Source organism: Citrobacter sp. R4 (genome assembly GCF_026719175.1).
In the GTDB taxonomy this organism is placed as follows: Bacteria; Pseudomonadota; Gammaproteobacteria; order Enterobacterales; family Enterobacteriaceae; genus Citrobacter_A; species Citrobacter_A sedlakii.
In genome coordinates this window covers 57,856-80,956 of record NZ_JAPPSU010000001.1, presented here as the reverse complement: position 1 = coordinate 80,956, position 23,101 = coordinate 57,856, and the positions used below count along the sequence as shown (strand labels likewise).

Genomic DNA, 23,101 nt, shown 5'->3' with positions numbered 1-23,101 from the left:
GAAAATGAGAAGCATTAATCACTCAGTACAGGAACCGATTAGTGAGACTGTCTTCTCTCCCCACCCTGCTTATTACGCTTGCCGTTTTCGGATTCTCCTCAGCCCAGGCCGCTGACTGGCCGCGCCAGGTCACGGACAGCCGCGGAAGCCACACGCTGGAGCGCAAACCCGAACGCATCGTTTCCACCAGCGTCACGCTCACCGGTTCGCTGTTGGCGATTGACGCCCCGGTCATCGCCAGTGGCGCCACCACCCCGAACAACCGTGTGGCGGACAGTCAGGGCTTTCTGCGCCAGTGGAGCGACGTGGCGAAAGCACGCAAACTGACGCGACTGTACATTGGCGAGCCGAGCGCAGAAGCCGTCGCGGCGCAGATGCCTGACCTGATTTTGATCAGCGCTACCGGCGGCGACTCGGCGCTGGCGCTGTACGATCAGCTGTCAACCATCGCCCCGACGCTTATCATCAACTACGACGATAAAAGCTGGCAGACGCTGCTGACCCAGCTAGGCGCGATCACCGGCCAGGAAAAACAGGCCGCCGCGCGCATCGCCGAGTTCGATAAGAAGCTGGCGAGCGTGAAACAGCAGTTAACCCTGCCGCCGCAGCCGGTGAGCGCGCTGGTTTACACCGCCGCCGCCCACACCGCCAACCTGTGGACTCCGGACTCGGCACAGGGCAAGATGCTGGAACAGCTTGGCTTTACGCTGGCGACACTGCCTGCCGGGTTACAGGCCAGCCAGAGCCAGGGCAAACGTCACGACATCATCCAGCTTGGCGGAGAAAATCTCGCCGCCGGGCTGAATGGCCAGGCGCTGTTCCTGTTTGCCGGTGACGAAAAGGACGAGAAAGCGATTTATGCCAACCCGCTGCTGGCGCACCTGCCTGCGGTTCAGAACAAACGCGTTTATGCGATGGGCACCGAATCCTTCCGTCTGGACTATTACAGCGCAATGCGGGTTTTAGACCGCCTCGCCGACCTGTTTTAACATGTTATTGTGCCTGACGGCGCGTCGCGACTCAGGCACTGGCTGGCTGCTGGCGAAACCGCCGCAGCTCGCTTAACAACAGCATCAACAGTACGCCAATCATCACCAGACCAAACCCGCTGACGCTGGCCGACGCCACGGGCGTCATCACAGCGCCCAGTCCGCCTAATAAGGCCGCGCCAATGGCGTCCCCGGTCACGTTCTGCGCGGTCCACAAACCGTTAATCCGTCCTAACATCTGTTCCGGCGTCTGGGTTTGCAGCAGGGTGTACTGCAACAGCGAACTTATTGCGCTCAGCCAGCCAAACAGCGCCAGGCAGACAACGCCCAGCGCCCAGATGGGCATCAGGGCGAACAGACCGATCGCCAGAAACGATCCCACGGTAGAAAGCAGCATAATCCACCCCGGCCGCACGCTGTGCGCCAGCTGTCCGCTGGTCAACGCGCCAACCGCCGCGCCGAGCGGAATGGCGGCGTACAATAAGCCAATCTGTGCCGCTGACATCTGCCAGCCGATCGCCAACGCCGGATACAGCACGCGCACGGCGCTGGCCATTGTCAGCAATCCTCCGAGCAGCGCGATCCCCCCGATTAGCGGGCTGGCAAGCAAAAAGCGAAATGCCGCGAGCAGCGACGTCAACGGATGCTCACGCGGCTGCGGCGGAGGCGGCAGAGCGGGTAAACTCAGCAATGGCAACAAAGTTATAAATGTTCCGGCCGCCGCCAGCCCGTAGTTCCATGCCACGCCGCCAGAGGCAAGAAGCAGCCCGCCGAGCATCGGCGAAATCACCGAGCCCAGACGTACGGTCAGCATTGTGATCGCCCCGGCCTGCATCAGGTTTTCGCGCCCGACCAGCGCAGGTGTTGCCGCCAGCAATGCGGTCACGCCGAGCGAGGCAAAGAAACCGTCCCACAAACCGAGCAGATAAATCGCCATCAGTGACGGCTCCGGCAGCATCGCATTCAGGCACAGGCCGATAAAGCCAATGCCGCAGGTGCCGCGCGCCAGCAGGATCACTTTTTTCCGCTCGTAACGGTCCGCCAGCACGCCGCCAACCATCAGCCCGATAAACATCGCGCTGCCGGTCAACGTCACCGAGAGACCGACCTGCCAGGTGGAGTGAGTCATCATCTGGATCTGCACAGGTACCGCCACGCCGAGCAAACCCAGCGAGACGATCGAGATAAAACGGGCGAGGAAGACCGCGCGAAAAGCAGGATGCGTCCTCAACAGACTGAGGTTGAGGAGCCAGGATTGTCGATTCATTACAAAACCTTGATGGGTACTTTTATTATCAATTCCGTGGCTGCACATGGTAACATATTCAAATAAGATCGATAACGATAATTACTATCATTATCAGGGAAGTGGATATGTCATGCTCTGTTTCCGTGACGCGCGCCATTGCCGTGCCCGGATTGTTGTTATTACTGATTGTCGCCACGGCATTAAGTCTCATCATCGGGGCCAAGCCCCTCCCCGCGGTCGTGGTGCTGGATGCGCTTCGCGGCAGTTGCCACAGCGCCGACTGCACGATCGTGCTCGACGCCCGTCTGCCGCGCACGCTGGCGGGTCTGCTGGCGGGGGGCGCGCTCGGCCTTGCCGGGGCGCTCATGCAAACGCTCACCCGTAACCCACTGGCCGATCCCGGCCTGCTTGGCGTCAATTCCGGCGCCAGTTTCGCCATCGTGCTGGGGGCGGCGCTGTTTGGCTTTTCCACACCGCAGGAGCAACTGGTAATGGCCTTTGCGGGCGCGCTGGTGGCGTCGCTGATCGTGGCGTTTACCGGTAGCCAGGGCGGCGGACAGCTCAGTCCGGTGCGCCTGACGCTCGCCGGCGTCGCGCTGGCGGCGGTGCTGGAAGGCCTCACCAGCGGGATCGCGCTGCTTAACCCGGACGTCTACGATCAACTGCGCTTCTGGCAGGCCGGTTCGCTGGATATCCGCAGCCTGCAAACGCTCAAGGTGGTCATTGTACCGGTACTGATCGCGGGAGCGACGGCGCTGATGCTGAGCCGGGCGCTCAACAGTCTGAGTCTTGGCAGTGATACCGCTACGGCGCTGGGCAGCAAAGTCGCGCGCACACAGCTTATCGGCCTGCTGGCCATCACCGTACTCTGCGGCAGCGCCACGGCGATCGTCGGGCCTGTCGCCTTTATCGGCCTGATGATGCCGCACATGGCGCGCTGGCTGGTGGGCGCCGACCACCGCTGGTCATTGCCTGTCACGCTGATCGCCACCCCTGCCCTGTTGCTGTTTGCGGATATCATCGGACGGCTGATTGTTCCCGGCGAACTGCGGGTCTCGGTCGTCAGCGCCTTTATCGGCGCGCCGGTGCTGATTTTTCTGGTTCGTCGACGCCCGCGAGGTGCCGCATGAGGCATATCTCCCGTCGTCTGTTTATCAGTTGCCTGCTACTGTTGCTTGCCTGCCTGTTAGTCGGTATGTGGAGTCTGCGCAGCGGCGCCGTAACGCTCGAAACCTCGCAGATTATCGCCGCCCTGCTCGGCGATGCGCCGCGCAGTATCACGATGGTCGTCACCGAATGGCGATTGCCGCGGGTATTGATGGCGTTGCTGATCGGCGCAGCGCTCGGGGTCAGCGGGGCGATTTTTCAGTCGCTGATGCGAAACCCCTTAGGTAGCCCCGACGTGATGGGCTTTAACACCGGCGCCTGGAGCGGCGTGCTGGTGGCAATGGTGCTGTTTGGCCAGCATCTGACCGCCATCGCGCTGGCGGCAATGGCGGGCGGTATTCTTACCTCGCTGCTGGTCTGGCTGCTCGCCTGGCGCAACGGCATTGAGACCTTCCGCCTGATCATCATCGGTATCGGCGTACGCGCGATGCTGGTGGCGTTCAACACCTGGCTGCTGTTGAAAGCCTCGCTGGAGACGGCGCTGACCGCCGGACTGTGGAACGCCGGGTCGCTGAACGGTCTGACGTGGGCAAAAACCTGGCCGTCCGCGCCGCTGATTATTCTCATGCTGATCTGCGCCGCCCTGCTGGTACGCCGAATGCGTCTGCTGGAAATGGGCGATGACAGCGCCTGCGCGCTGGGCGTCAGTGTCGAGCGTTCCCGCCTGATGATGATGCTGGTGGCCGTGGTATTAACCGCCGCCGCCACCGCGCTGGCCGGACCGATTTCGTTTGTTGCGCTCGTCGCGCCGCACATCGCCCGCCGACTTAGCGGTACCGCCCGCTGGGGATTAACCCAGTCCGCGCTCTGCGGGGCGCTGCTGCTGCTGGCGGCGGATCTCGGCGCACAGCAACTGTTTATGCCGTACCAGCTTCCGGTGGGCGTTGTCACCGTGAGCCTCGGCGGTATTTACCTTATCGCCTTGTTAATTCAGGAGTCCCGCAAAAAATGACCGAATCAGTAGCCCGTTTGCGTGGCGACCAGTTAACGCTGGGTTATGGAAAATTCACCGTTGCCGACAATCTTAGCGTCGCCATTCCGGACGGGCATTTCACCGCGATTATCGGGCCAAACGGCTGCGGCAAATCGACGTTGCTGCGTACCCTGAGCCGCCTGATGACGCCCGTACACGGACACGTCTGGCTGGATGGCGAGCACATCCAGCGTTACGCCAGTAAAGAGGTCGCGCGGCGCATCGGCCTGCTGGCGCAAAACGCCACCACCCCCGGTGATATTACCGTTCAGGAACTGGTGGCGCGGGGTCGCTACCCGCACCAGCCGCTGTTTACCCGCTGGCGCAAAGAGGATGAGGAAGCCGTTTCGCAGGCGATGCGCGCCACCGGTATTATCCATCTGGCCAACCAGAGCGTGGACACGCTTTCCGGCGGGCAGCGCCAGCGCGCATGGATTGCGATGGTGTTGGCGCAGGAAACGTCGATTATGCTGCTGGACGAACCCACCACCTGGCTGGATATCAGCCATCAAATCGATCTGCTGGAGTTGTTGAGCGAACTGAATCGCGAGAAAGGCTATACCCTTGCGGCGGTGTTGCACGATTTGAACCAGGCCTGCCGTTACGCTACGCATTTGATTGCCCTGCGGGACGGAAAAATTGTCGCCGAGGGCGCCCCCAGCGAGATTGTCAACGCCGGGTTGATTGAGGAAATCTACGGGTTGCGCTGCACCATCATTGACGATCCGGTCGCGGGTACGCCGCTGGTCGTGCCGCTTGGACGTTCAAACAGAGGTTAATGACGAAATGGCTTAGCCGGACAAGGTGCATATGCCCTGTCCGGCTGGCGGGTTTATTTATTCACCCGCCTCAATGCCGTTCAGCTTCCCGGCGATAACCGGACCAATCTTCTCAAACGCCGCAGGAGAAATGATCTCCACATGCGCGCAGTCCTGACCATACACCTCCAGTTCAGCGATCCACGGCGCCCAACTGCCTGTCGGACTCATCCCTGCGGGCAGCGTTTTTTCTGCCACAAACAGGGTCGCTCGCCCGTCAAACGGGACGCTGTGCGCGGTGCTCAGTAACCGCACAGCATCAGCATAGTTGCCTTCGATGGTGCTGAACAATTCACGGGAAGCCTTCCCCTGCTGGGCGGCCAGAAACGCTTCCCGCTCGCGATCGATTTCCGCCAGCACTTCCGGATCCAGCCCGTTGGCCTCTTTTTCCGACCAGTTTTGCGTTTCCGGCGGCCAGGTATCGAGCAGGCCCAGGAAAGCGACCGCTTCACCACGCGCGCGCAGGCGCGACGCAATGCCCTGCGCTAATGTGCCGCCGAGCGAATAGCCGAGTAAGTAATACGGGCCGTGCGGCTGTTGCGCCAACAGTGTCGCCAGATGGCGTTCACAGACCGCGTCCAGATCGGCACAGGTCTGCATCGGCCCCTGTGGACGGGGAGACTGAATGCCGGTAATCGACCACTGCGAACCGAGATAGCGTGACAGAACGCTAAACTGCCAGGCAAATCCCGACGCCGGATGGAAACAGAACAGCGTGGGTCCCCTGCCTTTACGCAGCGGCAGCAGCGTTTCAAAACCCAGACGCTGGCTCTGTACGTCGTCTTCGGCCTCCAGTAACGCGGCCAGTTGGCCAACCGTCGACGCCACCATCACCTGCCCCGGCGTCACCTGACGCGCGAAAATACGGCTGAGCTGCGCCGCCAGCTTCATCGCCAGCAGCGAATGACCGCCGAGAGCAAAGAAGTCGGCATCAATGTCGTTAACTTCACAGCCCAGCAGTTGGCTGAACGCCTGCGCCACCTGCGTCTCAACCCCCGCCAGCGGCGCACGGCCTTTGGCGCGCGGGGCCAGTTCCGGCATCGGCAACGCTTTTCTGTCGAGCTTGCCGTTGGCGCTGAGCGGCAACTGCGCCAGTTGTAGCAGCACCACTGGCACCATGTGCGGCGGCAATGTCTCGCGCAGTTGCGCCTGTAGCGCCGCAATATCCAGCGGCAGGCCGGACTGTGAAACCAGATACCCCACCAGTTGACGGGCGTCGCCGCCGGTCGCCGCCGCCTGATTAAAGACGCAGGCATGTACCACCGCCTGCTCAACATCAGGCAGCGCCTGCATCACGCGGTCGATCTCACCCAGTTCAATGCGCTGTCCGCGGATCTTGAGCTGATCGTCACTGCGCCCAAGGTACTCCACCGCGCCGTTATCCAGCCAGCGCGCAACGTCGCCAGTACGATACATGCGCTCGCCGGGGGCAAACGGATCGGCGATAAACCGGCTCGCGGTGAGATCCGGTCGCCCAAGATATCCCTGTGCCAGTTGAATACCGGTCAGGTAGAGATCGCCCGCCACGCCAGGCGGAACCGGATGCATCATCGCATCCAGAATGCGCAGCCCTGTGTTCCAGACCGGGAAGCCAATCGGTACGCTACTGCCGGTGACCGCTGCCAGTTCGTCACCCCAGGCGGGATACCAGCTGACATCTACCGCCGCTTCCGTCGGCCCGTACAGGTTATGCAGCGGCGCATGGGTCAGTTGCTCCCACTCCCGGCACAGCTCGGCGGGCAGCGCTTCGCCGCTACAGAAGACGTGTTGCAACGTGGCGCAGCTTTCGCGGGCGCTTTCCGGCGTTAGCGACGCCACAAACGCCGCCAGCATCGACGGCACAAAGTGGGTAGTCGTCACCCCATAATGGGCAAAGAAGCGCTGCATGGCGAGCGGATCGCGGTGTGCCTCCGGCTCGGCCATCACCAGCTTCGCGCCGGCGATAAACGGCCAGAAGAATTCCCAGACCGAGACGTCAAAACTGCACGGCGTTTTTTGCGCCACCACGTCGCTCGCCGTCAGCCCATAATGGTTTTGCATCCACAGCAGACGATTGACGATGGCGGTTTGCCCCACCATCACGCCTTTCGGCCTGCCCGTCGACCCGGAGGTGAAAATGATATAGGCGGTATGGTGCGGCTGAGATAAACCGAGCGGCTGGCCATCCCCGCCTGCCAGTGGTTCGCTGTAGCAAAGGCTTTCCAGCCCCGGCAGGTCGTTAAAGCGAGCACGCTGTTCTTCACTGGTGATTAGCAGTTTAGGTCGGGCATCTTCGAGCATCATCCGCAGACGATCGTCCGGATAGCCGGTATCCAGCGGCAGCCAGGCCGCACCGGCTTCGACAATGCCATGCAGAGCGAGAGTCAGGAAAACAGAGCGCGGTAACGCCACCGCGACGCTGTCCCCCGGTTTCACGCCGTGCTCGCGCAGCAGCGTCGCCAGCGCCACCACTTGCTCGCGCATTTCACGGTAGCTGAACTGATAACGCGCATCCGCCAGCGCCGGGGCGTTCGGCGTTCTTTTCGCCTGCTCCGCCACCAGCGCGCTGAGGGTCGTCCGAGGGATCGCGACCTCCGTGGCGTTGACGCTCTCCAGATGCCGCCACTCTGACGGCAGCAGCATGTCGGCATCGCCGCAGCGTAGCGCAGGATTTTCTGCAAACTGTTCAATCATCGCCGTCAGACGCGCGGCGTGCTTCGTCAGGGTCGCTTCATCATAACGCTGGCTGTTAGCCAGCAGCTCGATGCTCAGGCCGCCGTCTTCATCGGGGAACAACGCCAGTTCAAGATCGTTGACCGGACCGGTCGCCAGCGTATGGGTCTGTGCCTGAATGCCCGGAATATCCAGTTGATAATCAAAAACTTTAACATTGAGTACCGGACCAAACAGCGGCTCTTCTCCGGCGGCGCGCCCGCTGTCGCGAACGATCTGCTCTGCGTCGTAGCGCTGATGACGGCGCATTTTTTTCAACTGCGCCGAGAGTCGTTTCGCCAGATCCGCCAGACTTTCTGCGGCATCAATGCGTACCCCAAGCGGTAACACGTTAAGCACCGGTCCGGTCGCCGTCAGAGCTGCCGAACCCATCCGACGCATAAAGATAAAGCCCGCGGCGTACTCCATCCGGCTGCACAGCCTGCCGAGCCACAGCGCCACCAGAGCCAGCGCCAGATCGGTGCGCTGCACGTCAGGGAACTGCGCCGACAGCTGGCGAAACGCCCCTTCCGGCGCGTTCAGCTTCATGCGGACGATCTCTGCCGTTGTCGCGCGTCCCGGCAACGGCGCGGAAGACAGCGACGCGGGCGGCGGCAATTCCCGGCGCTGCTGAGCCCAGAACGCGCCGTCGCGCTGCCAGGCGTCGCTCTGGCGATACTGCTGATATTCCTCTACAACCTCAGCAAACGGCGTAAACGGCGAGGCGGGCGTGGGTTCATCACGCTGCCACGCGCGGTATATCGCCGCGATCTGACGGGTAATGGCCGGGAAACTAAAGCCATCGACCAGCAAATGATGATAGCGCTGATACCAGTACCAGCGGTTATCCGCTACCCGAATTAACTGATGAAACGCCAGCGGTTTACCGCTGTCCACGCGCAGATTTTGTTGCAGATCCGCCTGCATCAGCGCCAGCGCAGCGTCATGAGGATGGACGGCATCACGCAGATCGGTTATCTGCGGCCCGGCAAAGCGCAGAGAATCATCCACCCACTGCCAGACGTCGCCGTTATCTTCCGTAAAGCGCATCCGCAGCGTGTCGGCCTGCTCCATTCCGGCAACCACCGCGCGCGCCAGCAACGGCGCGTCCAGATGGCCAGTAAGCTCCACATAGTGGGCGACGCTCCAGGCCGACGGCAGCGTTGACAGTTTTTCTGCCATCCAGATGCCGGGCTGAGCGGCGACCAGCGGTAAACGTTGGCTCATAGCGCCTCCTGCGAAACGGCATAATGGTGAGGAAGCAAAGTACGCCAGTGTGTTTCCAGCCACTGCTGACACGCCGCCTGGGACTGAGGCCCGGCTACCACCTGCCAGCCAGCGGGCAGCGCGCACTGCTGCGGCCAGAGGCTAAACTGATGCTGACCATTTTGCAGAATGTAAAACAGTCCCTGCGGGTTATCGAAGGGATTCGTGAATTCCATACTCAACTCCTGTCGTGGAAAATCGCCTGCTTAACGCAGCGGCTGCCAGAGGTCGATAAGCCCCTGCATCAGCCCGCCGCGCCAGCAAAGCGCATCATGTCCGCCGTCAACCTGACGCCAGAAAACCGACTGCTGTGTTGTCTTTAGTTGTGCATAAAGCGCCTGGTTCGCCCGGAAAATCACCGGCTCCCGGACCCCGGCCTCCAGCACAATGCGCAAACCGTTGGCCTGAAGAAGCCCGGCTTTGAGTTGTTCTGTGATAAACCCGTCCTGATGGCCGCCGCGATGGGGCCACCAGTACGAACCGGACTGACTGAGTACGCAGCCGAAGCGCCCGGGCCAGTTCAGTCCGGCGTAAAGCGATGACAAGCCGCCGAAGCTCTGTCCGGCCACCAGCGTGCGATCGGCGCGGTCGCTGAACGGCGCAACGGCGTAAACCTGCGGCAATAATTCTTCCTGCACGGCCAGCCAGAAGTCGGGATTACAGGGAAGCTCGCGGCTGCGGTGAGCGGTATCGATCGCATCAATCAGCACGTACACCGCCTGCGGAAGCAGCCCTTGCTGCGTGAGTGACGTCAGCGCAGGCCAGACCGGCAGACTTTGCGCCCAGAACTGGCCGTCGAGCAACACAGCCAACGGACGCGTTTGCGGCCGATCGTCGCCGGTAGTAAAAACCCACACCCGTCGCGTATTGCCGAGGCGTTTGCTGCGCCATTGCACCACAGCTGGCAGAGAACGGGGCGGCTGCGGGCGATCCCAGCCGGGCTGCGCTGGCGCCTGGGGCATTTCCAGCGCCGACACGCCATGTCCTCGCCCGCCCTGCCAACTTACCGGGTTGAGCGGGTCGGCAATCGCCTGGGGCAACAACTGCCGCCAGCCTTCGCGCAACATGGTCCGATCGGGCGTTTCACCTGCCGCCAGACCGGCAAACACATCGTCACGCGCGGTAGGAATAAAGCAGTAGCTGCCGCGCCAGTGAGCGCCAAGAACTGTTCGCCATTGCCAGACATCCGTTCCGGCAATGCGCTGCATCGACTGAGGCAACTGGTTCTGATGATGGTCGGTCACGCCGGTGATATAGACCCACACACGCTGAATGGGGGAGCAGGTTTCATCGCCCTGCGGATCGCGCCACCAGAAGGTGACCTGGTAATTGCCGTTGGCATCGCGTGTCCATTCAGGACCGTTTTTTGACTGCCACCAGGCCTCGCTCCCAACCGTTAACGCCGTCACCGTCTTAACCCCATGTTTATTGTGAAATTTTTCATTGATTGATGAAATATATTGATAATATTATTGATAACTATTTGCATTTGCAATAGCGTATTGTCGCGCTGTGGGAAGCGCGAACACGTTTTAACCAACCGCACTGCGTGCTTTTCTGGAATGGAGGGTTTTCGCAGACGCGGGCGATATCGGGCCAGATGCGTCTTTCCGGCAACTGGTACACGTGGCTAAAGAAAAGCAGGATAAACAATGAACAAGAAGATTCATTCACTGGCCTTATTGGTCAATTTAGGGATTTACGGGGTCGCGCTGCCCGCCATGGCAGAAGAGACAACCGACAGCACAACCGCCTCTCATGAAGACACCATCGTCGTGACCGCCGCCCAGCAAAACCTGCAGGCCCCCGGCGTGTCGACCATTACCGCCGATGAAATTCGCAAAAACCCGCCCGCTCGCGACGTCGCGGAAATTATCCGTACGATGCCAGGCGTTAACCTGACCGGTAACTCGACCAGCGGTCAGCGCGGCAACAACCGCCAGATCGACATTCGCGGTATGGGGCCGGAAAACACCCTGATTCTGATCGACGGTAAGCCCGTCACCAGCCGTAACTCAGTGCGACTTGGCTGGCGCGGCGAACGTGACACCCGTGGCGATACGGCCTGGGTACCGCCGGAAATGATTGAACGCATTGAAGTGCTGCGCGGTCCTGCCGCAGCGCGCTACGGCAATGGCGCCGCCGGGGGCGTGGTGAATATTATCACCAAGAAAAGCAGCAGCGAGTGGCACGGCTCGTGGAACACCTATTTCAACGCGCCGGAGCACAAAGACGAAGGCGCGACCAAGCGCACCAACTTCAGCCTGAACGGCCCGCTCGGCGGGGATTTCAGCTTCCGTCTGTACGGTAACCTCGATAAAACCCAGGCCGACGCGCGCAACATTAACCAGGGGCATCAATCAGAGCGTACCGGCACCTATGCAGATACCCTGCCCGCCGGACGCGAAGGGGTCATCAACAAAGATATTAACGGCGTGGTGCGCTGGGACTTCGCGCCGATGCAGTCCCTCGAACTGGAAGCGGGCTACAGCCGTCAGGGCAACCTGTACGCCGGGGATACGCAAAATACCAACACGAACCAGTTGGTGAAAGATAATTACGGCAAAGAGACTAACCGTCTGTACCGTCAAAACTACTCGCTGACCTGGAACGGCGGCTGGGACAACGGCGTCACCACCAGCAACTGGGTGCAGTATGAACATACCCGTAACTCCCGGACACCGGAAGGTCTGGCGGGCGGTACCGAAGGGATCTTCGATCCGAAGGCCGCGCAGAAATATGTTGATGCCGACCTGAACGACGTGACCCTGCACAGTGAAGTCAGTATTCCACTGGATCTGTTGGTAAACCAGAACCTGACGCTGGGCACCGAGTGGACCCAACAGCGCATGAAGGACATGCTTTCCAACTCGCAAACCTTTATGGGCGGCGATATTCCGGGCTATAGCAGTACCGATCGCAGCCCGTATTCAAAAGCGGAAATCTTCTCGCTGTTCGCTGAGAACAACATGGAGTTGACCGACACCACCATGCTGACGCCGGGGCTGCGTTTCGATCATCACAGCATCGTCGGCAACAACTGGAGTCCGTCCCTGAACCTGTCACAGGGCCTCGGCGACGATTTTACCCTGAAAATGGGGATCGCCCGCGCCTATAAAGCACCGAGCCTGTACCAGACCAACCCGAACTACATTCTGTACAGCAAAGGCCAGGGCTGTTACGCCACGGGCGCGGCGTCCGGCATCGGCTGTTACATGATGGGTAACGATGACCTGAAAGCTGAAACCAGCATTAACAAAGAGATCGGCCTTGAGTTCAAACGCGACGGCTGGCTGGCGGGCATTACCTGGTTCCGCAATGATTACCGCAATAAGATTGAGGCGGGTACCGCGCCGATGAACCGCACGTCCATCACCAGCAAAGGGAAAACCACTTACACCGATATTTACCAGTGGGAGAACGTACCCAAAGCCGTGGTTGAAGGTCTGGAAGGAACGTTAAACGTGCCGGTCAGTGAAACGGTGAACTGGACTAACAACATCACGTACATGCTGCAGAGTAAGAACAAAGAGACCGGCGAGCGCCTGTCGATTATTCCAGAGTACACGCTGAACTCAACGCTGAGCTGGCAGGTGCATCAGGACGTCTCGCTGCAGTCCACCTTCACCTGGTACGGCAAACAAGAGCCGAAGAAATACGACTACCAGGGTAAACCGGTGACGGGTTCAGACAAACAGTCCGTCAGCCCGTACAGCATCGTTGGCCTGAGCGCCACCTGGGACGTGACCAAGAACGTCAGCCTGACCGGCGGCGTGGATAACGTCTTCGACAAGCGTTTGTGGCGTGAGGGGAATGCCCAGACTACCGGCAGCACGACTGACGTCTCGTATATGCGTGGCGCAGGCGCGTACACGTATAACGAACCGGGTCGTACGTGGTATATGAGCGTAAACACCCACTTCTGATATCAGCACACCCTTCCGCGCGGGCGGAAGGGTGTTATTATCACCCCATGCAAATCACCCATTCTCGTCTCCCCTTCGCCGACCTTACGCTGCACGTCGTCACTTTCGATCCTGCCAGCTTTCAGGAAAGCGACCTGCTGTGGCTCCCTCACTACACGCGTCTGATGAACGCCGGACGCAAGCGTAAAAGCGAGCATCTGGCAGGCCGGATTGCCGCCGTACATGCGTTAAGGGAGTATGGCGTCAAAAGCGTACCGGGCATCGGCGATCGGCGTCAGCCGCTCTGGCCGGAAGGGCTGTTCGGCAGCATCAGCCACTGCGGCAATACCGCACTGGCGGTAGTCTCCAAAGAGCCGGTGGGGGTTGATACAGAAGCCTTGCTTTCGCCGCAGACGGCGGAAGAACTGGTAAGAAGTCTCGTTTCGGAGACTGAGCAGGAACGTCTGAAAGCGTGTCGCCTGCCCTTTGAACAGGCGCTGACGCTGGCCTTTTCCGCCAAAGAGAGCGCTTTTAAAGCCACGCCAGCGTCAGAGCAGCATCACGCCGGGTTTCACCACTATGAGATTGTCGACGTGCAGGCAAACCTGCTGCGTCTGCGCCACCGCGCGCTGCGTTGGCGCGTGCAGTGGCATCTCACCCAACAGCATCTGATCACGCTGGCCCGCGGTTAACCGTTGAGCAACTCACGCGCCTGATTCGCCACAGACTGCGCGTCAAAGCCGTGGTGTTGTCGCATCCAGCGCCGATCCGCCGCCGCAGCGTATTCACCGTCCGGAATACCCAACCGTTTCAGTACCGCGCCGCTGCCCGCTTCTGCCAGCGCCTCCGCCACCAGACTGCCCAGCCCGCCGTTAACGTTATGTTCTTCAACGGTTATTACCGCCTTGCACCCTTTCAGCGCAGCCAACAGGGCCTGTGTATCACAAGGGCGGATTGACGGCACGCCAATTACCGTCGCATGGATACCGGCGTCGGCTAACAGCGAGGCGGCATCCACCACTTCATGTACCGTCGACCCTGTCGCCACCAGCGCCAGATCGTCACCTTCGCGTAACGTCACAACCGCGCCAGGCGCAAAGCGATAGTCCTCACCATACAGCTCCGGCAGCGCTTTGCCGTCCATACGGATATATACAGGACCGACATAACCGAGGGCGTAGTCGATGATCTGACGGCATTCGCGCGGAGACGAAGGGGCGAATATCTGGATATTGCCAAATCCCCGCATAACAGCGAGATCGTCGATCGAATGGTGGGTACTGGCCAACGGCCCATAGCTGGCCCCGGCGTTCAGGCCAAACAGCTTCACGTTCGTGTTGTTGTAACAAACATCGACTTTGATTTGCTCGTTAGCCCGGGAAATCAGGAACGGTGCGGCGTTACACGTGACGGCGACTTTCCCGCCCAGCGCCAGCCCTGCCGCCGTACCGACCATGCTTTGCTCGGCGATCCCCACGTTAACCAGCCTGCCGGGAAACTGTTTGATAAACGGGGCAATCTTCGCCGTCGAGGTGGAGTCCGCCACCACCGGCACCAGGTCGACGCCCTTTTCCACGGCATCAATAAACGCCTGAACCATCACGTTCGCGAGGTGTTCTGCATTACTCATCTTTCAGTTCCTCCAGTGCCAGTGCGATTTCTTCGCCTTTCGGTACGCGGTGGTGCCATTCCGGACGTCCCTGAATAAAGGAGATCCCTGCGCCTTTGGTGGTGTTGGCGATAATGACATTGGGTTTACCCGCCTGTTTCAGCCCTTCCAGCGCGGCAACCACCGACGCCATCTCATTGCCTTCACACTCCGTTACCGCCATACCAAACGCCCGCCATTTATCGGCCAGCGGGTCCGTATTCAGGATTTCGCGGGTCGGCCCGGCAAGCTGAAGATTGTTTTTATCGTTAATGATGATCAGGTTATCCAGCCCGTAATGCGCTGCCGCCAGCGCGGCTTCCCAGTTACTGCCTTCTGCCAGCTCGCCGTCGCCGGTAATCAAAAAAATGCGGCGGGCGCTGTTGCTTTTTTTGGCTGCCAGCGCCAGTCCCACCGCAACAGGCAAACCGTGGCCCAGCGCGCCCGTGTTCAACTCAATGCCGGGGGTTTTCTGGCGAACCGGGTGTCCGGGAAGATGGGAGTTGGCATGCTGGTAGGTTTCCAGCCAGTCGACGGGGAAAAATCCCGCTTCTGCCAGCACGCAGTAATAGCACCCCACCGCGTGCCCTTTAGACTGGATGTAGATGTCGCGCTGGTCATCGTCCAGGCGATCCGGCGCGACGTTGAGAATACGGAAGTAGAGCGCGGTCAGCAGTTCAACCTGAGACAAGTCGGCACCGGTGTGGCCGCCTGCGGGACTGTTGGCGTTGAGTCTGACAATGTGGCGGCGCACGGCTCGCGCCTTGCGCTCAAGCGTCTGGATATCGTAATTGTAGGGATTCATTTAATACCTCTGAATTTATTTTCAACATGGAATATTTATTCCACCAGGAACTAAAAAAACCAGACATCCCCAGGCGTTGCATGACATGGCTTGTGCCGCTGCAGGATACTCAGGAACATTCTGTCTCCTTACCGCAACTGGATTAACGAACGACATATTCAATTGACTTAATGCTTCACTGAATATATATTCACACTTGATTCTTTATTCAATTATGCGACCTTTTTCTCAGCTTTGTCCAATGCTGTTTTTGAGGATTGGTTAAACTTAGAGCTTTGTCACACTTACCAGCTTTGTCTTTTCGCGTATGATAATACCCTCTAAGATAATGGCGGTACGGAACGTATGTGTCTGGCTATGATGAATTTTTTTGGGGAATACTATGGCAAAGCAGGATGAACAACGGCTATTGGTTAAAATCGCAACCCTTTACTATCTCGAGGGTCGCAAACAGTCCGATATTGCTCAGCTTCTCTCGCTTTCTCAGTCGTTTATCTCCCGCGCAATCACCCGCTGTCAAAAAGAGGGCGTGGTGAAAATCAGCGTCGTTCAACCGTCCAATATTTTTCTTAATCTTGAGAAAGGCATCGAAGAACGCTACGGGTTGAAACAAGCCATCGTGGTGGATACGGAAGAAGATGCCAGCGATCACGCCCTTAAACGCGCCATAGGCTCCGCCGCGGCCCACTATCTTGAAACCCGTCTGCGGCCTAAAGATCTGGTTGGCGTCTCGTCGTGGAGTTCAACCATCCGCGCAATGGTCGACGAAGTCCATACACAAAATCTGAAGGCGGGCGGCGTCATTCAACTTCTCGGCGGCGTCGGACCAAACGGCAACGTGCAGGCTACCATCCTCACCCAAACGCTGGCGCAGCACCTGAACTGCGATGCCTGGCTTCTGCCCTCGCAAAGTATCGAAGGTTCGGTGGAAGAGAAAAACCGGCTTATCGCCAGCAAAGACGTCGCCGATGTGATCTCACGCTTCGATAACGTTGATATCGCCATTGTCGGCATCGGCATTCTCGAACCGTCGCAGCTCCTCAAAACCTCCGGGAACTATTATCACGAAGATATGCTCCAGGTGCTGGCCGATCGCGGTGCCGTAGGGGATATCTGTCTGCACTACTATGACAAAAACGGTCAACCTGTTTTACAGGACGACGAAGATCCGGTGATCGGCATGGCGCTCGACAAAGTGAAAAAATGCCCAAACGTCGTGGCGCTGGCTGGCGGTACCGACAAAGTCGCGGCCATTAAGGGGGCGCTAAACGGCGGCTATATTGACGTTTTGATCACCGACTATCCCACCGCTCGCCAGTTGGTCACCGCCTGAATTCCGCCTCACTGTACTGCCTTTGCGTTGCGATCCTTGTGCGCAAAGGCATTAAAAATCTTTAAATTTCAATAAACTGAAAGGATTCACCTCCACGTAATTTTCACTGGTCTTTGCTATTCTGCGCACTCTCTAAGTGTGATTCTCAGCACAATTGATGATTTTTTCGGTAGCTCAGCCCAACGATTGTGGCTAAGGTATTAAATAAATAATCAATACCGAATATATATTCACAAACAAAAATACGCGACGTCACAGCCAGCCTGATGAAGTAAAACGCGACAACGAGGGATGCCATTCTGCCTTCTACGCCGGGACGCAATGTGACTCAGGAGACAATCTATGTGTACAGCGAAGAAAGGGTTCATTATCGCGCTGGATGAAGGCACCACCAACGCGAAAGCGGTCGCGCTAGACGACAGGGGCAACGTGGTCGCGAAATACTCTCAGCCGCTGGCGATTCAAACGCCGCGGGAAGGCTGGGTGGAACAATCCGGCGAGGTATTGATTGAGGCATCCCTGGACGTGATCGCCAGGGCCATTCAGCATGTCGGCGCAGACAACGTCGTTGCGCTGGCGATCAGTAATCAGCGTGAAACCGCCATCGGCTGGTATCGCGACAGCGGTAAGCCGCTGAATGCCGCGATCACCTGGCAGTGCACGCGCAGCGCGGCCTGGTGTGAGGCGCTGCGCCAGGACAACCAGGAGCCGTTGATTAAAGCCACAACCGGCTTGCCCATCGCCCCGCTGTTCTCGGCCTCGAAAATGCGCTGGCTGCTGGAATCGATACCTGACGGTGCGCGACTGGCGGAACAGGGAAAAATTTGCCTGGGCACCATCGACAGTTGGCTGCTGTGGAACTTAACCGGCGGCGAGGCCTTCTCCTGCGACTACTCCAACGCCGCCCGCACCCAACTGCTTAACCTGCAAACCGGGCAATGGGATGAGGCGATGCTGGCGCTGTTCGCGATCCCCCGCGTCGCGCTGCCGGAAATCAAACCCTCCAGCGGCCTGTTTGGTCATACCCGCGGCCTGGCCGGGATCCCGGATGGTATTCCGGTGATGTCGATGGTTGGCGATTCTCACGCCGCCCTGTTTGGTCATGCGCTTGGCGAACTGGGGTGTGTTAAAGCTACCTACGGCACGGGTTCCTCAGTCATGGCGCCAGTGAAGTCGGCGCAGTGCGCTATCCACGCGCTGGCGACCACCATCGCCTGGCATGATGGCGAACGCATTGTTTACGGTCTGGAAGGCAACATTCCGCACACCGGCGACGCGGTTGCCTGGATGGCGGACAGCACCGGACTGAGCGAGCTGCCTGACGACGAGCTGGCGCATGAACTTAACACCCTTCCCGCTTCCGTTGAATCGACCCTCGGCGTTTACTTTGTCCCGGCGCTGACCGGGCTAGGCGCGCCCTGGTGGGATGACAGCGCGCGGGGCGTGATCTGCGGACTCAGCCGCGGGGTAAAGCGGGCGCATCTGATCCGCGCCGCCCTCGAGTCTATTACCTATCAGATAGCAGACGTGGTCGTTGCCATGCAACAGCACGACGATTTCAGCTTAACGGCGCTCATGGTTGACGGCGGTCCAACAAAAAATGACTGGTTGATGCAATACCAGGCGGATCTGTTGGGCTGTCCGGTGATGCGCAGCGATGTGCCGGAACTTTCCGCCATCGGCGCCGCGTTGCTGGCGCGCAAAGCGCTTCACCCCGGCTCGCTGAGCGATCTTAAAGACCTCTTAACCGAGCACAGTACTTTTCAGCCCGACATGGCGCGCCACCGTCGACTGCAACAACGATGGCAGGCGTGGCGCCATGCGGTGAACAGAACATTATGGAAACCGGCCTCGTCGGTCTGACGCCTTACCAGGGAATAACGGCTGACTGAATACACTCACTCAACAAAGGAGGACTCCGGCCCATAACAAATCTGGCTTTACGTTGTTTCACCGTACCCGACAATAACAACACAGAGAGAACATTGTCATGAAATTACGTTTAACGCTGTTAACCGCTGCTACCCTGACCGCGTTGTCCTTTGCCGCGCATGCCGTCGAAAAAGGGACAATTATGATTATGGTCAACTCGCTGGATAATCCGTATTACGCCTCTGAAGCGAAAGGCGCCAGCGAAAAAGCGCAAGAATTAGGTTACAAGACCACAATTCTTTCGCACAGCGAAGATGTGAAAAAACAAAATGAGCTCATCGATACCGCCATCGGTAAAAAAGTTCAGGGCATTATCCTTGATAACGCTGACTCAACGGCCAGCGTTGCGGCAATTGAAAAAGCGAAAAAAGCGGGAATACCGATTGTCTTAATCAACCGTGAAATTCCGGTAGATGATGTGGCGCTGGTGCAGATTACCCATAATAACTTCCAGGCCGGTTCGGAAGTCGCCAACGTATTTGTGGAAAAAATGGGTGAAAAAGGCAAATACGCTGAGCTGACCTGTAACCTCGCGGATAATAACTGCGTCACCCGTTCCAAATCATTCCACCAGGTCATCGACCAGTTCCCTGATATGGTCAGCGTCGCGAAACAGGATGCTAAAGGCACGCTGATTGACGGCAAACGCATCATGGACAGTATTCTGCAAGCGCACCCTGACGTGAAAGGCGTTATCTGCGGAAACGGCCCCGTCGCGCTTGGCGCTATCGCCGCCCTGAAAGCCGCTAACCGCAGCGACGTCATTGTCGTCGGCATTGACGGCAGCAACGACGAACGCGACGCGGTGAAAGCGGGTTCGCTGCAGGCTACCGTGATGCTTCAGGCTCAGGCCATCGCGGCGCAGGGGGTGACCGATCTGGATAACTACCTGCAAAACGGCGTGAAGCCCGATAAACAGCGCGTGATGTTCCGCGGCATTCTCATCACTAAAGATAACGCAGATAAAGTCCAGGATTTCAACATCAAGTCCTGATCCCGGGGAGTTGCGCCTCTCACGAGGCGCAGAGGAGAACATTATGTCTAAAAAAGCCTGGCTGGCGCTGGCCGTATTGACCATGGGAGGGTGCCGCATCGTCTCGCAACAGGAACTGGCGGACCTTAAATCTCCCCCCAACCCCCATATGGCCAACATTGACCAAACGTGGCAAAACCAGATTGTCCCGCAGATTGTCGGGCAGGCGCGTCCCGTCGCCGAACTGATGGCGGCGCTGGGCGCGGAAAAAGACATTGACAGCGCCTGTCAAAAGCTGGGCTTTCGTTCTCAGGATGAGAACCCCTGTCTCTTTTACGTCAAGGTAGCAGGAAAGATCAGCCAACTCGACACGGCGTCACGCAGCGGCAAGATGACGGTCGCGGATAAGAGCGGCAGCGATGTGGTCGTCCAGATCGGTCCGACGCTGCGCGGCACGCAGTTGCGCGATGCGTATAAAGGGGCCAGCTACGGTGATTTCAACGACCAGGTGTTGTTCGGCGAATATGGCCGGGCAATTAACGAGCAGGCCGTCAACATGATCCAGGCGGCGCCACTGAAAACCGGCGAATCCGTCGAGGTGTATGGCGTATTTTCCAGTTGGGATATTCCCCAAACACTGCCTGCGATTACGCCCGCCAAAATCGACCTGGCAGGAGGGGAATAATATGCAGCCGCATAATCGCGTCGCGCCCGACTGCGCTGAGTCTGAAGTGATTATTGAAACCCGTGCGCTGTCGCGCGTTTATCCCGGGGTGGTGGCGTTAGATAATGTGAATTATCGGGTCTACCGGAATAAGGTCAATGTACTGATTGGCGAAAATGGCGCGGGTAAATCGACCATGATGAAAATGCTCGCCGGGGTGGAAACGCCCTCCTCCGGGCAACTGTTTCTTGATGGTCAACCTGTCTCGCTAAATTCGACACATCAGGCGGAGAAACTGGGGATCAGCATTATTTTTCAGGAGCTGAATTTATTTCCCAATATGAACGTCATGGATAATATTTTCATGGCTAACGAATTTTTCCAGAAAGGACGAATCAACGAAAAATATCAGTATGCGTTGGCGAAATCTTTACTGGAAAGACTGGAGCTGGACGTTGACCCTTATACGCCGCTAGGGGAACTCGGCATCGGCCACCAGCAACTGGTGGAAATCGCCCGCGCGCTGTCTAAAGACACGCGAGTGCTGATCATGGATGAACCTACCTCCGCCCTCAGCCAGTCTGAAGTGAAAGTGCTGTTCAACGTGATCGAACAGCTGAAGCGGCGCGGCGTGACCATTATTTATATCTCCCACCGTCTGGAAGAACTGATGGAAATTGGCGACAACATCACCATTTTCCGCGACGGTCGGTTTATCAGCGAACGCCCCGTTTGTGACGCCAGCATTCCGTGGATCATCGAACAGATGGTGGGCGACAAGAAAAAACATTTCGATTACCAGGCCGCGCCACACGGCGACACCGTGCTTGCCGTACAGGGCCTGACCGCGCTTCACCCCAGCGGTGGCTACAAACTCAATGACGTTTCGTTTCGCTTACGCAAAGGCGAAGTGATCGGCATTTACGGTCTGCTGGGCGCCGGGCGCACAGAGTTGTTTAAGGGGCTGGTAGGCCTGATGCCCTGCCAGAGTGGAAAGATAGACCTCAACGGCGAACGCATTGATAACGCCCACTTCCAGTCGCGACTGAAAAAAGGGCTGGCGCTGGTGCCTGAGGACAGACAGGGTGAAGGCGTGGTGCAGATGATGTCGATCCAGTCCAACATGACCTTGTCAGACTTCAGCCTGAAGGGGTTTCGTCGGGCCTGGCAATGGTTGAACCCGCATAAAGAGCAGGCCAGCGTGAAGGAGATGATCCAGCAACTGGCAATTAAGGTCAGCGATCCCGAACTGCCCATTACTTCCCTGAGCGGCGGCAACCAGCAGAAAGTGGTACTGGGCAAGGCGCTGATGACGCAGCCTCAGGTGGTGTTTCTTGATGAACCGACCCGCGGCATCGACGTGGGCGCGAAAACCGACGTCTATCACCTTATCGGCAAAATGGCGCAGCAAGGGTTGGCAGTGATGTTTTCGTCATCCGAACTCGACGAAGTGATGGCGCTGGCGGATCGCATTCTGGTTATGGCCGATGGCCGCATTACCGCCGATGTTCCCCGCGATGCCGTCACGCGCGAGGCGTTAATCGCCGCGTCTACTCCACAAGATTAATCAGGCTGGAATCCATCATGAACCAGAAATATATGATTTATATGTACCTGCTAAAGGCCAGAACATTCATCGCGTTGCTGCTGGTGATTGCGTTCTTTAGCGTGATGGTACCGAATTTCCTGACCACGTCTAACCTGCTGATTATGACGCAGCATGTGGCAATCACCGGGCTTCTGGCTATTGGCATGACGCTGGTGATCCTGACGGGCGGCATCGACCTGTCCGTGGGCGCCGTTGCCGGGATCTGCGGCATGGTGGCGGGCGCGCTGTTAACCAACGGCCTGCCCATCTGGGGCGGTAATATCCTCTTTTTTAACGTGCCGGAGGTGATCCTCTGCGTCGCCCTGTTCGGCATCCTCGTCGGGTTCATCAACGGCGCGGTAATTACCCGCTTCGGCGTGGCGCCGTTTATCTGCACCCTCGGCATGATGTATGTCGCCAGGGGCTCCGCCCTGCTGTTTAACGACGGCAGCACCTACCCCAACCTCAACGGGATGGAGGCGCTGGGCAACACCGGTTTCGCCACGCTGGGCTCCGGCACCCTGTTGGGCATTTATCTGCCTATCTGGCTGATGATTGGCTTCCTGCTGCTGGGTTATTGGATCACCACCAAAACGCCGCTTGGCCGCTATATCTACGCCATCGGCGGCAACGAGTCCGCCGCGCGCCTTGCCGGCGTGCCGATCGTTAAAACAAAAGTCTTTGTATACGCCTTCTCCGGACTGTGCGCGGCCTTTGTCGGACTGATTGTCGCCTCGCAGCTGCAAACCGCGCATCCGATGACCGGCAATATGTTTGAAATGGACGCCATTGGCGCCACCGTACTGGGCGGAACCGCGCTGGCAGGTGGGCGCGGCAGGGTTTCCGGCTCCATTATCGGCGCTTTCGTCATCGTCTTTCTCGCCGACGGGATGGTCATGATGGGCGTCAGTGACTTCTGGCAGATGGTCATTAAAGGGGTGGTTATCGTCACCGCCGTGGTGGTCGATCAGTTCCAGCAAAAGCTCCAGAACAAAGTCATTCTGATGCGCCGCCATGAAGAAAAGCTGGCGGCGGCGCCCTCGGCAAAAACCGCATCAAGCTAAACCGCATCATTCCGCCGGGCGGAGGCTGCCCGGCTT

Annotated in this window: 18 protein-coding genes; 12 read left to right on the top strand and 6 right to left on the bottom strand. The window is 58.6% G+C overall.

Annotation, left to right across the window (positions count from 1 at the left end; translation table 11 throughout):
• The first annotated feature begins 17 nt into the window (after nucleotides 1-17).
• Nucleotides 18-989, top strand: a complete 972-nt coding sequence (fepB, locus tag OOJ60_RS00350; RefSeq protein WP_373322620.1) for a Fe2+-enterobactin ABC transporter substrate-binding protein — start codon at nucleotides 18-20, stop codon at nucleotides 987-989.
• A 31-nt stretch (nucleotides 990-1,020) separates the two neighbouring features.
• On the opposite strand, the gene entS is transcribed toward fepB, so the two are convergent.
• Nucleotides 1,021-2,256, bottom strand: coding sequence for an enterobactin transporter EntS (gene entS, locus OOJ60_RS00345; RefSeq protein WP_042285620.1), 1,236 nt, complete (start codon nucleotides 2,254-2,256; stop codon nucleotides 1,021-1,023).
• A gap of 107 nt (nucleotides 2,257-2,363) precedes the next feature.
• On the opposite strand from entS, the gene fepD reads away from it, so the two are divergent.
• Genes fepD through fepC form a run of 3 tightly spaced genes read left to right on the top strand, consistent with a single transcriptional unit; the run spans nucleotide 2,364 to nucleotide 5,157 of the window.
• A complete protein-coding gene (gene fepD, locus OOJ60_RS00340) occupies nucleotides 2,364-3,368 on the top strand; it encodes a Fe(3+)-siderophore ABC transporter permease (protein ID WP_042285624.1) in 1,005 nt (334 codons plus the stop codon).
• Nucleotides 3,365-4,357 (top strand): iron-enterobactin ABC transporter permease, encoded by a 993-nt coding sequence (gene fepG / locus OOJ60_RS00335; RefSeq protein WP_042285627.1) that lies wholly within the window; start codon nucleotides 3,365-3,367, stop codon nucleotides 4,355-4,357. The genes fepD and fepG overlap by 4 nt, the downstream gene beginning before the upstream one ends.
• Nucleotides 4,354-5,157 (top strand): iron-enterobactin ABC transporter ATP-binding protein, encoded by an 804-nt coding sequence (gene fepC / locus OOJ60_RS00330; protein WP_205611744.1) that lies wholly within the window; start codon nucleotides 4,354-4,356, stop codon nucleotides 5,155-5,157. Before fepG ends, fepC begins: the two co-directional genes overlap by 4 nt.
• Nucleotides 5,158-5,214: 57 nt before the next feature.
• Here fepC and entF read toward each other — a convergent pair whose 3' ends face one another.
• The 3 genes from entF to fes are packed head-to-tail and all read right to left on the bottom strand — an operon-like array spanning nucleotide 5,215 to nucleotide 10,562.
• Nucleotides 5,215-9,114 (bottom strand): enterobactin non-ribosomal peptide synthetase EntF, encoded by a 3,900-nt coding sequence (entF, locus tag OOJ60_RS00325; RefSeq protein ID WP_205611743.1) that lies wholly within the window; start codon nucleotides 9,112-9,114, stop codon nucleotides 5,215-5,217.
• Nucleotides 9,111-9,329 carry an MbtH family protein gene (locus OOJ60_RS00320; RefSeq protein WP_042285631.1) on the bottom strand — a complete coding sequence of 73 codons (219 nt, stop codon included), beginning with the start codon at nucleotides 9,327-9,329 and terminating at the stop codon, nucleotides 9,111-9,113. Before OOJ60_RS00320 ends, entF begins: the two co-directional genes overlap by 4 nt.
• A 30-nt stretch (nucleotides 9,330-9,359) precedes the next feature.
• The gene (fes, locus tag OOJ60_RS00315; RefSeq protein ID WP_205611742.1) at nucleotides 9,360-10,562 is read right to left on the bottom strand and encodes an enterochelin esterase; all 1,203 of its coding nucleotides are present in this window, start codon (nucleotides 10,560-10,562) and stop codon (nucleotides 9,360-9,362) included.
• A 243-nt stretch (nucleotides 10,563-10,805) separates the two neighbouring features.
• Here fes and OOJ60_RS00310 point away from each other — a divergent pair, with 243 nt between their 5' ends.
• Nucleotides 10,806-13,079 carry a TonB-dependent siderophore receptor gene (locus OOJ60_RS00310; protein ID WP_060568937.1) on the top strand — a complete coding sequence of 758 codons (2,274 nt, stop codon included), beginning with the start codon at nucleotides 10,806-10,808 and terminating at the stop codon, nucleotides 13,077-13,079.
• A gap of 47 nt (nucleotides 13,080-13,126) precedes the next feature.
• Nucleotides 13,127-13,750 carry an enterobactin synthase subunit EntD gene (gene entD / locus OOJ60_RS00305; protein WP_205611741.1) on the top strand — a complete coding sequence of 208 codons (624 nt, stop codon included), beginning with the start codon at nucleotides 13,127-13,129 and terminating at the stop codon, nucleotides 13,748-13,750.
• Here the strand turns inward: entD and OOJ60_RS00300 are convergent.
• Together OOJ60_RS00300 and OOJ60_RS00295 are read right to left on the bottom strand one after the other, a co-directional pair.
• Nucleotides 13,747-14,688 carry a transketolase family protein gene (locus OOJ60_RS00300; RefSeq protein WP_042285642.1) on the bottom strand — a complete coding sequence of 314 codons (942 nt, stop codon included), beginning with the start codon at nucleotides 14,686-14,688 and terminating at the stop codon, nucleotides 13,747-13,749. The two genes, entD and OOJ60_RS00300, sit on opposite strands and share 4 nt — an antisense overlap.
• Nucleotides 14,681-15,511, bottom strand: coding sequence for a transketolase (locus OOJ60_RS00295; RefSeq protein ID WP_042285644.1), 831 nt, complete (start codon nucleotides 15,509-15,511; stop codon nucleotides 14,681-14,683). Before OOJ60_RS00295 ends, OOJ60_RS00300 begins: the two co-directional genes overlap by 8 nt.
• A gap of 382 nt (nucleotides 15,512-15,893) precedes the next feature.
• Between OOJ60_RS00295 and OOJ60_RS00290 the strand changes: the two genes are divergently transcribed.
• From OOJ60_RS00290 to OOJ60_RS00265, 6 genes are all read left to right on the top strand, one after another.
• Entirely contained in the window at nucleotides 15,894-16,844 is a 951-nt protein-coding gene (locus OOJ60_RS00290; protein ID WP_042285648.1) for a sugar-binding transcriptional regulator, read from the top strand.
• A gap of 342 nt (nucleotides 16,845-17,186) precedes the next feature.
• Nucleotides 17,187-18,707 (top strand): FGGY family carbohydrate kinase, encoded by a 1,521-nt coding sequence (locus OOJ60_RS00285; protein ID WP_200033625.1) that lies wholly within the window; start codon nucleotides 17,187-17,189, stop codon nucleotides 18,705-18,707.
• A 127-nt stretch (nucleotides 18,708-18,834) separates the two neighbouring features.
• The gene (locus OOJ60_RS00280) at nucleotides 18,835-19,770 is read left to right on the top strand and encodes a D-ribose ABC transporter substrate-binding protein (RefSeq protein ID WP_042285653.1); all 936 of its coding nucleotides are present in this window, start codon (nucleotides 18,835-18,837) and stop codon (nucleotides 19,768-19,770) included.
• 43 nt (nucleotides 19,771-19,813) lie between these two features.
• A complete protein-coding gene (locus OOJ60_RS00275; protein WP_042285655.1) occupies nucleotides 19,814-20,434 on the top strand; it encodes a DUF2291 family protein in 621 nt (206 codons plus the stop codon).
• A gap of 1 nt (nucleotide 20,435) precedes the next feature.
• Nucleotides 20,436-21,980 carry a sugar ABC transporter ATP-binding protein gene (locus OOJ60_RS00270; RefSeq protein ID WP_205611740.1) on the top strand — a complete coding sequence of 515 codons (1,545 nt, stop codon included), beginning with the start codon at nucleotides 20,436-20,438 and terminating at the stop codon, nucleotides 21,978-21,980.
• A gap of 17 nt (nucleotides 21,981-21,997) precedes the next feature.
• Nucleotides 21,998-23,065 carry an ABC transporter permease gene (locus tag OOJ60_RS00265; RefSeq protein ID WP_042285659.1) on the top strand — a complete coding sequence of 356 codons (1,068 nt, stop codon included), beginning with the start codon at nucleotides 21,998-22,000 and terminating at the stop codon, nucleotides 23,063-23,065.
• Nucleotides 23,066-23,101: the final 36 nt, after the last annotated feature.

Bases quoted from the DNA above. Each gene is read 5' to 3' on its own strand.
- entS (WP_042285620.1), bottom strand. From the start codon at position 2,256: ATGAATCGACAATCCTGGCTCCTCAACCTCAGTCTGTTGAGGACGCAT.
- fepD (WP_042285624.1), top strand. From the start codon at position 2,364: ATGTCATGCTCTGTTTCCGTGACGCGCGCCATTGCCGTGCCCGGATTG.
- fepG (WP_042285627.1), top strand. From the start codon at position 3,365: ATGAGGCATATCTCCCGTCGTCTGTTTATCAGTTGCCTGCTACTGTTG.
- fepC (WP_205611744.1), top strand. From the start codon at position 4,354: ATGACCGAATCAGTAGCCCGTTTGCGTGGCGACCAGTTAACGCTGGGT.
- entF (WP_205611743.1), bottom strand. From the start codon at position 9,114: ATGAGCCAACGTTTACCGCTGGTCGCCGCTCAGCCCGGCATCTGGATG.
- OOJ60_RS00320 (WP_042285631.1), bottom strand. From the start codon at position 9,329: ATGGAATTCACGAATCCCTTCGATAACCCGCAGGGACTGTTTTACATT.
- OOJ60_RS00310 (WP_060568937.1), top strand. From the start codon at position 10,806: ATGAACAAGAAGATTCATTCACTGGCCTTATTGGTCAATTTAGGGATT.
- entD (WP_205611741.1), top strand. From the start codon at position 13,127: ATGCAAATCACCCATTCTCGTCTCCCCTTCGCCGACCTTACGCTGCAC.
- OOJ60_RS00300 (WP_042285642.1), bottom strand. From the start codon at position 14,688: ATGAGTAATGCAGAACACCTCGCGAACGTGATGGTTCAGGCGTTTATT.
- OOJ60_RS00295 (WP_042285644.1), bottom strand. From the start codon at position 15,511: ATGAATCCCTACAATTACGATATCCAGACGCTTGAGCGCAAGGCGCGA.
- OOJ60_RS00290 (WP_042285648.1), top strand. From the start codon at position 15,894: ATGGCAAAGCAGGATGAACAACGGCTATTGGTTAAAATCGCAACCCTT.
- OOJ60_RS00285 (WP_200033625.1), top strand. From the start codon at position 17,187: ATGTGTACAGCGAAGAAAGGGTTCATTATCGCGCTGGATGAAGGCACC.
- OOJ60_RS00280 (WP_042285653.1), top strand. From the start codon at position 18,835: ATGAAATTACGTTTAACGCTGTTAACCGCTGCTACCCTGACCGCGTTG.
- OOJ60_RS00275 (WP_042285655.1), top strand. From the start codon at position 19,814: ATGTCTAAAAAAGCCTGGCTGGCGCTGGCCGTATTGACCATGGGAGGG.
- OOJ60_RS00270 (WP_205611740.1), top strand. From the start codon at position 20,436: ATGCAGCCGCATAATCGCGTCGCGCCCGACTGCGCTGAGTCTGAAGTG.
- OOJ60_RS00265 (WP_042285659.1), top strand. From the start codon at position 21,998: ATGAACCAGAAATATATGATTTATATGTACCTGCTAAAGGCCAGAACA.